Consider the following 12,816-nt stretch of genomic DNA (forward strand, 5'->3'; position numbering starts at 1 on the left):
GCGTTTCACTTACTCCGAACACACACATCCAGAAACCGTTGGCATGATCCGGCATATCGGCGAAGCAGACGTACTCAGTGCCAAAGTCAGCCCGCCACATCTCGCCTCATTTCTAAAGCAGTTGCCACATTTCGGTCATGTTCAAGGCCCATTCTCCCGGATGCCTTACGCGGTTGCGAGTCAACAGTTGTCTCCTGTAGCGCGTGCCGTGAAGCCAAGAGTTCCTTATCTTCTGGCTGCACTGGACGCCGTTTCCCTCAATCAACGGCAAATAAACAACGAACATGACATCAAACAGTCGACGTGATTTCCTGAGAGCCGCTGCGCAAGCGGCCGGCGCGGCCACCGCACTGGGTGCAGTGCCTCTAGGTATCCGCAGTGCGCTGGCGATACCCGCGCACAATGCGACCGGCACTATCGAAGACGTACAGCACATCGTTGTCTTCATGCAGGAAAATCGTTCTTTCGATAACTACTTCGGATCCCTACGCGGCGTGCGCGGTTTCGGCGATACGCGCCCCATTCCGCTTACAACCGGTAAGTCCGTATTCTTCCAGCCCGCCAACAACGCCGACGGCTATGTCTTGCCTTTCCGCCCCGATCTTCCGAATCTCGGTCTGCAATTCGTGCAGGATCTGGATCACAGCTGGCCCGGCACTCATGCGGCATGGAACAACGGCCGCTATGACCAGTGGGTGCCGGTCAAAGGCACGACGACGATGTTCCATCTAACGCGCGAGGACATCCCGTTTCACTACCAACTGGCCGACTCATTTACGATTTGCGATGCCTATCATTGCGCGGCCATGACGCCGACCGACCCGAACCGTTACTACATGTGGACCGGCTGGGTAGGCAACGACGGTACCGGAGGCGGCCCGGTGATCGATAACGCCGAAGCCGGTTATTCATGGAGCACATTCCCGGAAAAACTGGAGGCCGCCGGCATATCGTGGAAGGTCTACCAGGACATGGGCTCCGGTTTGAATCCGTCGACCGGCTGGGGCGACGACCAGAATCCCTTCATCGGCAACTTCGGAGATACGTCGCTTCTGTTCTTCAAGCAGTATCAGAACGCGCAACCCGGCAGTCCGTTGTTCGAAAAGGCACGCACGGGCACACAGGTCGAGGTGAGCGGGACCTACTTCGACATACTCAGAAAGGACGTGCAAAACAATACGCTGCCTCAGGTTTCGTACATCGTGGCCCCGGAAGCATTTTCGGAACATGGCAACTGGCCGCCGAACTACGGCGCCTGGTATGTCGACCAGGTTCTTCAGGCACTCACGTCCAACCCGGAAGTATGGAGCAAGACGGTGCTGCTTTTGACCTACGACGAGAACGACGGCCTCTTCGATCACATGCCGCCGCCGTATGCATCATCCACACCCGAGACTGGCCTTTCCACAGTCTCCACGGCGAACGAGTTTTTCGCGGGTTCGGGCAAGAATCAACCCGGCCCCTATGGACTTGGGCCGCGCGTACCGATGATCGCCATCTCGCCATGGTCGAAGGGTGGTTACGTGTGCTCCGAAGTCTTCGACCACACATCGATCATCCGGTTTATCCAGAAACGTTTCGGGCACGGGAACAGCCTGGAGGAGCCGAACATTACGGCATGGCGCCGCACGGTGTGCGGAGACCTGACATCGGTTTTCAATTTCAGGAATCCAAACGACAGCTTCCCGCAACTGCCAGTCACCACCTTTCCGGCGGACAAGAACCGTCACCCGGACGTCATACCTGTCGTGCCGAGCACGCAGTCACTGCCGAAACAGGAATTCGGTGTACGGCCGGCACGCGCACTGCCGTACGAATTCTTCGTTCGCGGCGGCGTGAACGGACAAGGCAACGCGTTTCGTTTGCACATGACGAACACGGGGCATGCGGGTGTGAACTTCCTGGTCTATTCGGGCAATGCGACGGATCTGCCGCGCAGCTATACGGTTGAAGCAGGCAAGGATCTTTCGGACGATTTGATGCTCGCTCCGGGTGGGAGCTACGACTTTTCCTTGTTCGGACCCAACGGCTATCTGCGCCGCTTTGTAGGCAAGGCAGGCTCTACGCAAAATCAAGGAACAGCGGTTCAGATTGCCGATGGCTACGATGTCGCAAACGGCAATCTGCAACTGCGTCTGACAAACCCGGGTAAAGAGCGGTCTGTTTTCAAGGTCGATAGCGCCTACAACTCGCCGATAAGCGGCGAGCGCAGCGTGCGCGGCGGTGATGTCAGCGTTCTGATGATTGATCTGCGAAATTCATTCGGGTGGTACGACCTGACAGTGACAGTCGACTCCGACAAAAACGCCCTGTGGCGCATTGCCGGTCACGTAGAGACCGGGCGCGACAGCGCATCAGATCCAGCGCTTGGAGGCTGAGGTTGAGCCGCTAACGCCAGCCGACCGGTCGTCAACTTCTTGAGGGTAGTTGACGATCGGGACTCCATTCAATGAGTCATGAGACTGCCACGGTCAGTAATGAATGGGCCGGTACGGTCGCTGGTTATTTCATCCTTCACCCCGCGGGCATAGGTCCCGCCGATCATGGAAAAACCATTTCTAGCCATGCAGATGTTCACCAGGGTAATCACGTCGATATTCCGCTGCAGGCACCCTGCATGGGCCCGCGCAAATTGTCGCCTGGCAGGCGACAGCGACGAGACGAGTCTCTCGCGCGGCTTATCGGGCAATCGCATTTTCCCGGCAATGTTCCTGCTCGCCACGCTCAGCGCGTGCGGAGACAACAGCAATACGCCGGACGCCAGTTCCAGATCATCGTCGCCAACCGCGCCTCAGATTTCCGTTTCGGCACAACCGTCTGCCGCTACCCAGGATACGTCAACCGGCCTGCCCCCACCACCATGGACAGCCTCTGCGCCGCAGTCCTCTTCAGACGCGTTGCTGCCGCCCGTGATTCATACAGTGGACTAGCGGAAGGCAGCAGATTCCAGCAGCGGAACTGCTCGGCCGTGCGGACATTCCATTTATGCTCGCCCACAACCGGACGGCTGCAGCCCGCTCGCTGAAGCCGGGCCGTCCATTCACGTAGCCCGTCGTGGCACCGCGAAGCGTGAACGCCGATCGAAACGATGGAACAGGTCACCAGACGGTCATAGCGCCATACCACCGTCGATGGTGAGGCTGGAGCCGGTCATGTAGCCTGACTCCTTACGGGCGAGGTAGGCAACCAGACCGGCGATCTCATCCGGATCGCCTGCGCGCCTAAGCGGAATGAGCGGCTTGATCGCGTCGATATGATCGACCGTCATGTCCGTTACAATTGGCCCGGGTTGAATGTTGTTGACTGTAATGCCCCGGCCAGCCAGGTCAATGGCAATACCTTTTACCATGACGGCAACTGCAGCCTTCGTCATTGAGTAGACGCTCGAACCCGGATGTCCGCTTCGCACCGCGGTGTTGCTGCCGATCGTAATGATCCGGCCACCTTCAGTGAGACGCGCAGCCGCGGCCTGAATGGCGAGAAAGACACCACGCACGTTGATGTCCAGCATGCGGTCAAGATCTTCCACGCTCACCGTCGCGACGTCACCGAGCATCAAGATGCCAGCGTTGACAACTGCAATATCCAGTTTTCCGAAATGATCGACGGTCTGCGCGACGGCTGCCTTGATAGCTGTCGGATCCGCGTTGTCAGCCTTGATTGCAAGGCCAGACCGCCCGGTTGCCTCGATTGCCCCAACCGTTTCGGCGGCTCGCTCCGGCGCCGAAACGTAGGTCACCGATACGTCGGCGCCCTCTCTTGCCAGACGTCTCGCCGCGGCCGCGCCAATGCCTCGCGAGCCGCCGAAGACAATGGCAATCTTTCCGGTAAGTCCGTAATTTTCGTTCACTAGCATCTCCATTGTTGACAGACCAGTCCATAACTGGGCGCGCGTCGACCACGTCAAGCTCTCCCTGCCTAGCGCGGTCTAAAGCGGCTGATTGCAAATCTGGCCTGTGCGCGCAGACTCCTAACGTCCCCGCCTGCACGGGCCCCGAGCTGAATGCCTTGCATCGTCATCTGCAAAAAGGCGGCTGCTTCGCGGGCGTCGATGGCGAGGTCGATTTCTCCGCATGCCTGCCCCTCACGGATGCGTTCGACCAGGCGCCTGAAAAGCCTTGGGCCCACTTTGCTTCGTAGCATCACAAGATCCGGATCCGCAGTACCGAATTCACTGACAGCGCCGACTCCCATGCACCCGAGTGCACGGACGCTGTCATCTTCGGCTATGAGGCCGAGCAAAAGCGCCTCGATTCCACGTAACGGCGAGGCACTGCTATTCAGACGCTCCAGGTGACCCGCATTGCTTTCCCGTTGATATCGCTCCAGCGCTTCAAGGTAGAGCTTCCGTTTGTCGCCGAACGCGTTGTAGAGGCTTTGCCGCCCGATGTTCATGGCAGCGAGCAGGTCTTCCGTTGAAGTCGACGCATAGCCTTTCGCCCAGAACACGCGTGTAGCGCGGTCCAGTGCCTCGTTTCGATCGAACTCTCTAGGTCTAGCCATGGTTTGAGGATATTGATTCTGGACTGATATGTCAATAACGATTCGATGCATTGCGGTTGCGGACATCAGAGATCGCATCCCTGACCTTATTCAGTGCGTGGTCTTCGCCATGATGGGAGATTTCCTGGTGGTCTAATAGCGCCGCTGCCGCCGCATCATTGCGGTGACTGTCGCGCGATTGCGAAGACGTGGCTGCAAGATTCAAGCGGACGCAAAAAGCGAGCGCTGAGGTGACAAGCAAGAGAACATTGTCGCCTCGTCAGAGCAGTCGGTAACGTTGTTCTCTAGAATGAGGCATCCGTTCCGATGTTCCACTCAAATTCGAGGATTCCATTCATGAGATTTTCGACTGTATTACGCCGCGCCTGCTTTTCCTTTCTTGTTGTATTGCTCCCCTCTCTCGCTTCAGCACAAGACTATCCCACTCCGCGTGAAGGCGACTGGATCGCGCCAAGCTTCACATTCCATACGGGCGAAACCCTGAACAATGTTCGCCTTCACTATGTGACCGTCGGCGACCCCACGAAGCCGGCGATTCTCGTGCTTCACGGTACGAACCAAACCGGCGCGAGCATGTTGACACCGCACTTTGCCGGCAAGTTGTTCGGACCGGGGCAACCGCTCGATGCGACGAAGTATTTCATCATCCTGCCCGACGGACTCGGCATCGGTAAGTCCACCAAGCCCTCCGATGTTCTGCGCGCTAGCTTTCCGCAATACGACTATGACGATATGGTGTCCGCACAATATCGGATGGTGACCGAAGGACTCGGGATTCACCATCTTCGCCTTGCCCTCGGCTATTCCATGGGCGGCATGCAGGTCTGGCTTTGGGGCGAAAAATATCCGGACATGATGGATGCGCTCGTACCGATGGCGTCCCAGCCTACCGAAATGTCCGCGCGCAACTGGATGATGCGCCGCATGTTCGTCGAGTCGATCGAACAGGATCCGGCGTGGAACCATGGCAACTATACGGTGCAGCCTCCATCGTTGCGCCTCGCCGGCGCGATGTTCGCAATCGCCACCAGCGGCGGCACGCTCGCTTACCAGGCGCTGGCTCCGACACACGCGAAAGCCGACAAGATCGTCGACGATATGCTGGCGGCGCCGCAGAAGAGCGATGCCAACGATGTCCTCTATCAATGGGCGTCGTCGGCCGACTATAACGCCGCGCCGGGACTGAGTCGCATCCAGGCGCCTTTGCTGGCGATTAACTCCGCGGATGACGAACGCAACCCGCCCGAGACCGGCACGATGCAGATGTCGCTCAAACAATTGAAGAACGCCCGCTTGCTGCTGATTCCTGCCAGCGCCGAAACCCGCGGACACGCCACATTAGCCGACGCGACGTTCTACGCCCAGCAGCTTGGTGTTTTCATGAAGGAGACTGCCACGCACTGAGACGGCCGTGCATGCTCGCCCTGATTTGGCAGGTCATGGCGCCGACCATTCAGGGCTTTCTCGCTGACGCGAGCACACACGGCATCGGGACTCGTACCTCACCATTGTCCGTGCGATGCCGCATCGTCGGACACAGCTTTCTGGATCGAAGCCAGCGCCTCCGGTGACTGCGCCTTCAAGATCGCCGCGATGCGCACACCTCCGCGCATCAGGACGTCGAAGGGCGTTTCGGGCGCGCGGATACGCAACGTTTGACTGATTTCCTCAATGCAAGGCTCAACGAAGCCCGCATCGAGCAGCGCACGCTCCGACTCGTGCGAGTCGCTGAAGCGGAAGAAGGGAGGCCCAGAGGGCAGCGGGACGTCTATGCGACCGTGCTTCTCAATGGCCTTGAGCACCATCCCGAATCCAACGGTCTGGTCCGGCGGCGCCCAAACGGTAAACGCGATTCTGCCGCCCGGAACTGCGGGTCCTGGACGAAGCCGAGGGGCTGCCACGCCTGTCCAGTCTATGTTTCGATCTCTATCTGCGTGACTGGAGAGTGAGCCCGCCCGCACAGCGGCTGTTCGAGGCTGTGGCCGGAGGCGGTGTCCTGCAATCAATCGGTATCGCGATACAAGTGAAGAAGCTTTTTTGGGTGCGGCCAATCTCCAGATTACCGTCTTAACATAGTTCGATTTCGGCAAAGGTCACTGCCGAGGATTGGCGATCCGACGGTGGCCGACTTTTACGCCGACAAAGATCATTCCAGGCATGTGATTCGCAAGAGCGGTCATTGGTATGGTGTTTCCAGGGAGGGAGCGAGCGGAGCGCTCATGTGTGCGGGCGGGTCGCCCCGCTCATTGCTCGCGGGTCGGCGCGTTCGCGTCTAAGAGCGGTGCCGTTGCCAGGCCAAATACTTGCTTCCTCGTTGCTCGGGCGAGCAAGCAGGCCCGTCCTGCCTACTGCAGGTGATTTTCAGAGACGTTTGTCGATGTAAAACCTGCAACGCGCGCATCAATTCCGGACAATTCCCTCGCAGGAGCTAGTCATGATTTCCTTCCTCCGTCCGGCGTCATGTCGTCTTCTGGGTATGTGTCTTCTGTTCCTGGCCGCCTGTGGTGGAAATGGCTCTGGGGATGGAGCCTCAGGCCCCGCAGGAAGCTCTGGTAGCTCGGGAGGGAGCGTGACTGCTGGCGCGTTGTCGCTCTCGGTAACTGGCCTCCCGACTGATACTGCCGCAAACGTGTCTGTGGCCGGCCCTGGCGGATTCAGCCGGGTAGTGAGCCGATCCGACACGCTGGCGAACCTCGCGACCGGAACCTATACCGTCACGGCTGACCGTGTACTGAACGGCACCTCGTTGTACAGCCCGACCAACCTAAGTCAGTCTGTCACGGTGACTGCGGGCGCTTCGTCGGCAGTCACCGTTGCCTACGGACCTGCTGAAACGTTTCGCCTCACAGTGACCGCGGTAGCGAGTGGACTTACCGCTCCGATTTACCTTACCGCGCCTGCCAATGACCCCCGGCTTTTCGTTGTCGAGCGAGCGGGGCGGATACGGATCGTCCGCGACGGGACGCTGCTCTCGGCGCCATATCTTGATATCTCGGCGCTGACTTCGACCGATGGCGAGCGTGGCTTGCTGTCGATGGCGTTCGACCCGGCATACGCGTCGAACGGGCGGTTTTACGTCTATTACACCGCAGCAGATGGAGCGATCACAGTATCTCGATTCCAAGTCTCTTCCGCCAACCCTGACGTAGCCAATCCGAGCGGCACGGTGCTTCTGACAGTTCCGCACCCAGGTGCATCGAATCACAACGGCGGCCAGCTAGCTTTTGGACCAGACGGGATGCTGTACCTGGCGCCCGGCGACGGTGGCGGCTCGAATGATCCCGCCGGCAATGCGCAGAACAAAGCATCTTTGCTCGGAAAGATGCTGAGGATTGACGTGAGGGGCAACGGCTACGCGATACCTTCTGACAACCCGCCCGCTACAGGTGCAGGCGACCGGCCAGAGATCTGGGCGGTCGGTCTGCGAAATCCGTGGCGATTCTCCTTCGATAAGACGGGGCAGATTTACATCGCGGATGTCGGCGAGTCCGCGCGCGAGGAGGTCAATGTCGTCCCGGCGACAAGCGGCGGGCTGAATTATGGCTGGGACAGAATGGAAGGTACGTTGTGCGTCGGCGCGGCCACCTGCGATACCACGGGGCTGACGCCCCCGGTCTTCGAATACACCCACGCAAGCGGAGGCTGTGCGATCCTCGGAGGCTATGTATATCGAGGCGCCGCCGTACCTGAAATCCGAGGCCGTTATTTCTACACCGATCTATGCACCGGCCGACTGCAGAGTTTCGTCTTTCGTGATGGTGTCGTGACGGAATCGGTCGATTGGTCATTGCCAATACCGGGGACTGTGTACTCTTTCGGCGCAGATGCCGCGCAGGAGATTTATGTGCTGACCGCAGGGGAAGTGTTGCGAATCCAGCGGGCGCAATAGCGTTAACGCCGCGCAGGACTGTTTCTGGCCAACTGCTGTCCGGTGCGGTCGGCCGAACCCGGCCCGAAAGGGCCTTTCGGAATTCCCGGTAGCGGCCCCACTTTTGAGGCTATGTCGGACGATTCAAAGCCGTCTGGTCGATCAAGTCGCCGATTGGACGCGCCCTTATTTTCCTGGACCAAAGAGCGGCCGATAATTGGTCTCGGGTTTCATTCGACTGGTTGCTCCCTCGTCTTGCTGTCAGTATCGTCAATCGGAAGTTCCTTCCCGCAATTGCGTCGGAGCACTATGCTTTTCATCAAGTGAGGTGCGAGGCCAAGGCTCGCGAACGGCCACCAGATAGGTGTGCAAATCCCGATTGATCCCACGCGCCCGATGTCGTTCCTGTCGACTGTTCGGCGCGAGGCTTCTGGGTACGGCATCGCGTCGTCGCGCGTGCGCGATGGATAGACTCTTCAAGGAGGCAGCGTCATGGACGAGTTTGCGATTCAGGGATTTCGCGGAAGGCTGATCGGTCCGTCAGACCAGGACTACGACGAGGCGCGAGCACTGTACAACGGCATGATCGATAAGCGGCCCAAAGTGATCGCTCGCTGCACCGATGCCGCCGATGTCATAGCGGCGGTCAACTACGCGCGCGATAACAAGCTGCCTCTGGCAATCCGCGGAGGTGGACACAACGGTCCCGGTTTGGGCAGTTGCGACGGTGGGCTGGTCATCGACCTGTCGCAGATGCGCAGCGTGCGCGTCGACCCAGCGAGCCGCACCGTGCGTGTCGATCCAGGCTGCACCGCAGCGGATCTCGATCACGCGACCCACGCCTTTGGCCTCGCCGTACCACTCGGCATCGTCGGCAGCACGGGCGTCGCAGGTCTGACCTTGGGCGGCGGAACCGGCTATCTCACGCGCGAGCACGGCCTCACGATCGACAATTTGCTCGAGGTGGATGTAGTGCTGGCCGATGGCTCTTTCGTCACCGCTAACAAGGACAAGCACGTCGACCTGTTCTGGGCGTTGCGCGGTGGCGGCGGCAACTTCGGCGTGGTCACGAGCTTTCTATTTCAGGCCCACCAAGCCAAAATGGTGTTCGCCGGTCCGATCTTCTGGGACGCCAAGGACGCCAGGCAAGTTATGGCGATGTACCGCGACTTCATCCCAAACGCTCCCGAGGAGCTTGGCCTATTCGTCGGCCTCAAAACCGTGCCACCAGTCGATCCCTTCCCTAAGGAGCACTGGAACAAACGCGCCTGCGCTCTGATCGGCGCTTTCAACGGACCGATCGCAGAGGGTCAGAAGCTCATGGCCTCGCTGCTCGAGAAACTGCCCACCCCGCTGTTCAACTGGATGGGCGAGATGCCGTGGACTGCCATCAACAGTCTGTTCGACCCGTTCTTCCCTAAAGGCTTGCAGTGGTACTGGAAGGGCGACTTTGTCAAGGCGCTGCCTGACGAGGCGATCGACGTGCACATCGCCAACGCGCTCAAGGCACCGACCCCCTTCTGCCTGATGCACCTTTACCCCATAGACGGTGCCGTTCGGCGCGTCGCCAAGGATGCCACGCCGTGGAGCGCGCGGGACGCGTCTTTTTCGATGGTAATTGCCGCGATCAGCCCCGATCCCAAGGACGCCGAGGCGCTTAAGGCCTGGGGCCGTGCCTACTGGGGAGCCATCCACCCGTTCAATCTGGAAGGCGCCTACGTCAACTTCCTGGACGCCGACGAGGCCGAGAACCGCGTCGAACTAAGCTACGGCGACAACTACAAGCGCCTTGCCTCGATCAAGGCGAAGTACGATCCCAACAACCTGTTCCGAGTCAATCAGAACATTAAGCCGAAGGCGTGAGTCTGCGCGTGGCGGTGTTCAGCGCGACGCTCGCTAGAATACGGACGAACGGGTACGTGAATCAGATCGGAGCTAACCGAACTCCGCCTGGTTCACGTTCCCCGCGCACGAGGTCCCTGGACCCAGTGTGTGCAAGCTACCCGAAACGGTTAGCGAAAGTCCGCTTCGGAGCCGTTCTCTGCCTGACGCGCGTGCATAAAGTCGCCACCACGGGATTTCCTTTGTTCTCAGTCCCGATGCAACGACGCGTCGTTCATCGCTTCACATAAGTGCCGATTAGTGCCGCGTGCGCTAATACGTACCCCTGCATGGCACTTTCAAGCGCCGCCTTGGTGGGCACTTTCAAATCGGGCAGTACAGCGTCGAGCGCATACAGGTTGTGGAAATGCAGGTATACCGCGCGGGAATCTCGCCGTTCTGTTGAAAGGCTTGCGATGTTAGCGTCGACGTCATGGTGCGCTCCTTGGCGGCAACCATGGATGGCTGTCCCGGCGGGACGATCAACAATGGTCACCGGGAGTGCAGCCAGTGAAGGCAATACCCGCGCCCAAGCCGCTATTTCAATGCGGGGCCATTCATCTTGCGACGTGGCATCAATGTTTGTGCCGGTGCATCCAACCCATATGGTGCGAGTCAAGCCACTGAGTCATTCCCTCTGCGGGGTGATCGCGCCTGTAACGTTGTGCCACCATGAATGCGGCGACCAACAAGACCGCCAAGCCGACAACGAAGTAGATCATAGACTGGGTCATGGCAGCCTCCTAATTGGGTAGCGACCATGCTTATATTGTAGGTCAGCCGCCACCGAAGTGGCGTGCGATCCACGAGCACGGCTTCACCGCTCGCATCAAACCGCGAGTTGCGCGGACGCGGCGCGTTGGCGTCCAAAGCCGATCCGCTCCAGCCGTTCATCCCACCTGAAGCGGACGCTTGCTGTCAACGACTGTCGGCGGGCGCAGGCCGTTGGCCGTCCGACTGAGCGGGGTTTAGGCCGCCGCCCGGCGGCAGTGCCAGGACGCTGGTCACTTTAAAAAGGAGGACCGTGTCTCGGCTTCACGCGCCGCGAAGGCGACATCATCCTCTCGAATGTCACTTACTTTTCAGTCCGTCTCGCCAGGCGATCGCTTCGAGTTCGACCCGGACTGCGTCCTCGACGGCCACTACGGGGTGCGCCCGAAATTCAAATGCGGGGAATGTCGAACAGACTTTGTGAACCGCCAACGGATCGTCGCAGTCAACCAACATGTGCCCACCCCACTCTCCCACGCGCACCACGAAAAACTCGATACTGAAGTTGTCTGGCGCCGTCCATTGACTAAACACATCAAGGATTCGCTTCTGGGCATTCTCGTACTCCACAGGCGAACCTTGTGTGCGTTCGAACCAGCTAATCATGTACTTCATTGCCATGCTCCTTTTAAACATTGATGTCGCCAGAACGCTTGCCGTTTGAACGGGCTAGCGAATTAGCAAGCTACAATTGGAGCAGCGGCGACGAATGCCCATTGCGTTTGGCCCTTCTTATGCACCGCTTCAAAGCGGCCAATGAGGGTCGTTTTACGTGTTCAGAATCGGACGCCAAACGCACGACGAAGCCCAACTACGGCGGCCCCAAAACCGTGCTTCAAAGACGATGGCGTTGGTCCGGTCGCCATCAAATCAGATTAGCTCATCGCCGAAGGAATTCGCTGGAAATGTAACTGCGAGCTGGCTCGCGGAACATCGGGCAACTGATGTTTGCTCGTGTCGGTAAAGCCATTAACTTGATGCATGGCTTCACACAAGCGTGCGCGCGATGGCTGCCGCGAATCTGGGCGCACACATCCGCTTGGAACGGAGCCTGGCGGAACTTGACATACAAGCGGATGATTCACGCGCTGAATCGGGACGGATTCGATCTGACGGGTTGAGTAAGGGCAGCGCGCTTTTGTCCGAGGTTACTCGGACGGGCTCACTCGGACATGAGTTTCGTAGATCGCAGTATATCGCCCCGAAACCGAAGGGACGTGCCTACCCGATTGCTTACCCCGCCAAAGAGGAAGAATTGTCAGCAGGCAGAGTTCAGCTCTTTCTGGACGTTTTCGCGACAAATGGCGTGGGTATGTGCTGAACCTTCTCGCTCCCGCACTTCGGACAATTCGGATGAGCGGTTTCATGTTCAACGAGATGTTCGGCATGCTCGAACGTCTCACCGCACTTCTCGCAACGATACTGGTAAGTCGGCATGGCATTCCTCTAACGCGAATCCCGCACGTCGTGCTGTCCAGATACTGCCAGCAATGCGCGGCAGCATACTAGCCCATTCTAATGCAGAAAACGGCCGCATACGCGGCTCGCCAAGCGCTCATCGTACGCTCCGCAGGCAACGCCCGCACCCCCCGATTACCGCCTGGTGAGTACACGTCCCAGCCGACAGGTGTTGACGGCATGCGGCTCGTCGCGACGAGCCGCACCCGTCCCACAAGAGACCTTCGCGTTCACTGGCGCCGATGCTACGTTAATTATCAGACCAGTTGTCGAACTGATGCCGTCGTTTGCGCCAACACCGCGGCGCAAAGCCAACCGATAGCATTGATACGGTG

The 12,816-nt window shown here is 59.0% G+C and carries 11 protein-coding genes; 5 read left to right on the forward strand and 6 right to left on the reverse strand.

Going from position 1 to position 12,816, the window contains the following annotated elements; genetic code table 11:
- Positions 1 to 43: 43 nt before the first annotated feature.
- Complete coding sequence (locus B0G74_RS31095; RefSeq protein ID WP_132379636.1) at positions 44 to 307, forward strand: hypothetical protein; 264 nt, start codon at positions 44 to 46, stop codon at positions 305 to 307.
- Positions 285 to 2,378: a phospholipase C, phosphocholine-specific gene (locus B0G74_RS31100; protein ID WP_132379638.1), complete on the forward strand. Its 2,094-nt coding sequence runs from the start codon at positions 285 to 287 to the stop codon at positions 2,376 to 2,378. The genes B0G74_RS31095 and B0G74_RS31100 overlap by 23 nt, the downstream gene beginning before the upstream one ends.
- Positions 2,379 to 3,109: 731 nt before the next feature.
- Here B0G74_RS31100 and B0G74_RS31105 read toward each other — a convergent pair.
- Together B0G74_RS31105 and B0G74_RS31110 are read right to left on the reverse strand one after the other, a co-directional pair.
- Positions 3,110 to 3,850 (reverse strand): SDR family oxidoreductase, encoded by a 741-nt coding sequence (locus B0G74_RS31105; RefSeq protein ID WP_243658392.1) that lies wholly within the window; start codon positions 3,848 to 3,850, stop codon positions 3,110 to 3,112.
- 68 nt (positions 3,851 to 3,918) lie between these two features.
- A complete protein-coding gene (locus tag B0G74_RS31110; protein ID WP_243658393.1) occupies positions 3,919 to 4,569 on the reverse strand; it encodes a TetR/AcrR family transcriptional regulator in 651 nt (216 codons plus the stop codon).
- 270 nt (positions 4,570 to 4,839) lie between these two features.
- Between B0G74_RS31110 and B0G74_RS31115 the strand changes: the two genes are divergently transcribed.
- Positions 4,840 to 5,907, forward strand: coding sequence for an alpha/beta fold hydrolase (locus tag B0G74_RS31115; protein WP_132379640.1), 1,068 nt, complete (start codon positions 4,840 to 4,842; stop codon positions 5,905 to 5,907).
- 98 nt (positions 5,908 to 6,005) lie between these two features.
- Here B0G74_RS31115 and B0G74_RS31120 read toward each other — a convergent pair whose 3' ends face one another.
- Complete coding sequence (locus tag B0G74_RS31120; RefSeq protein WP_132379642.1) at positions 6,006 to 6,308, reverse strand: hypothetical protein; 303 nt, start codon at positions 6,306 to 6,308, stop codon at positions 6,006 to 6,008.
- An 860-nt stretch (positions 6,309 to 7,168) separates the two neighbouring features.
- Here B0G74_RS31120 and B0G74_RS31125 point away from each other — a divergent pair.
- Positions 7,169 to 8,392: a PQQ-dependent sugar dehydrogenase gene (locus tag B0G74_RS31125; protein ID WP_342960168.1), complete on the forward strand. Its 1,224-nt coding sequence runs from the start codon at positions 7,169 to 7,171 to the stop codon at positions 8,390 to 8,392.
- Between the two features lie 471 nt (positions 8,393 to 8,863).
- Positions 8,864 to 10,234, forward strand: a complete 1,371-nt coding sequence (locus B0G74_RS31130; RefSeq protein WP_132379646.1) for an FAD-binding oxidoreductase — start codon at positions 8,864 to 8,866, stop codon at positions 10,232 to 10,234.
- Positions 10,235 to 10,487: 253 nt separating this feature from the next.
- Here the strand turns inward: B0G74_RS31130 and B0G74_RS46870 are convergent, their stop codons facing one another.
- The 3 genes from B0G74_RS46870 to B0G74_RS31145 form a co-directional block, all read right to left on the reverse strand.
- Positions 10,488 to 10,871 carry a hypothetical protein gene (locus B0G74_RS46870; RefSeq protein WP_243658394.1) on the reverse strand — a complete coding sequence of 128 codons (384 nt, stop codon included), beginning with the start codon at positions 10,869 to 10,871 and terminating at the stop codon, positions 10,488 to 10,490.
- Between the two features lie 452 nt (positions 10,872 to 11,323).
- Positions 11,324 to 11,638 carry a DUF3303 family protein gene (locus tag B0G74_RS31140; protein ID WP_132379648.1) on the reverse strand — a complete coding sequence of 105 codons (315 nt, stop codon included), beginning with the start codon at positions 11,636 to 11,638 and terminating at the stop codon, positions 11,324 to 11,326.
- Positions 11,639 to 12,295: 657 nt separating this feature from the next.
- Positions 12,296 to 12,460, reverse strand: a complete 165-nt coding sequence (locus tag B0G74_RS31145; protein WP_132379650.1) for a zinc ribbon domain-containing protein — start codon at positions 12,458 to 12,460, stop codon at positions 12,296 to 12,298.
- Positions 12,461 to 12,816 lie beyond the last annotated feature (356 nt).

This window comes from Paraburkholderia sp. BL9I2N2 (assembly GCF_004339745.1).
GTDB lineage: Bacteria > Pseudomonadota > Gammaproteobacteria > Burkholderiales > Burkholderiaceae > Paraburkholderia.

Coding starts and splice junctions, on each gene's coding strand:
- B0G74_RS31095 (WP_132379636.1), top strand. CDS start 44: ATGATCCGGCATATCGGCGAAGCAGACGTACTCAGTGCCAAAGTCAGC.
- B0G74_RS31100 (WP_132379638.1), top strand. CDS start 285: ATGACATCAAACAGTCGACGTGATTTCCTGAGAGCCGCTGCGCAAGCG.
- B0G74_RS31110 (WP_243658393.1), bottom strand. CDS start 4,569: ATGTCCGCAACCGCAATGCATCGAATCGTTATTGACATATCAGTCCAG.
- B0G74_RS31115 (WP_132379640.1), top strand. CDS start 4,840: ATGAGATTTTCGACTGTATTACGCCGCGCCTGCTTTTCCTTTCTTGTT.
- B0G74_RS31120 (WP_132379642.1), bottom strand. CDS start 6,308: ATGGTGCTCAAGGCCATTGAGAAGCACGGTCGCATAGACGTCCCGCTG.
- B0G74_RS31130 (WP_132379646.1), top strand. CDS start 8,864: ATGGACGAGTTTGCGATTCAGGGATTTCGCGGAAGGCTGATCGGTCCG.
- B0G74_RS31140 (WP_132379648.1), bottom strand. CDS start 11,638: ATGAAGTACATGATTAGCTGGTTCGAACGCACACAAGGTTCGCCTGTG.
- B0G74_RS31145 (WP_132379650.1), bottom strand. CDS start 12,460: ATGCCGACTTACCAGTATCGTTGCGAGAAGTGCGGTGAGACGTTCGAG.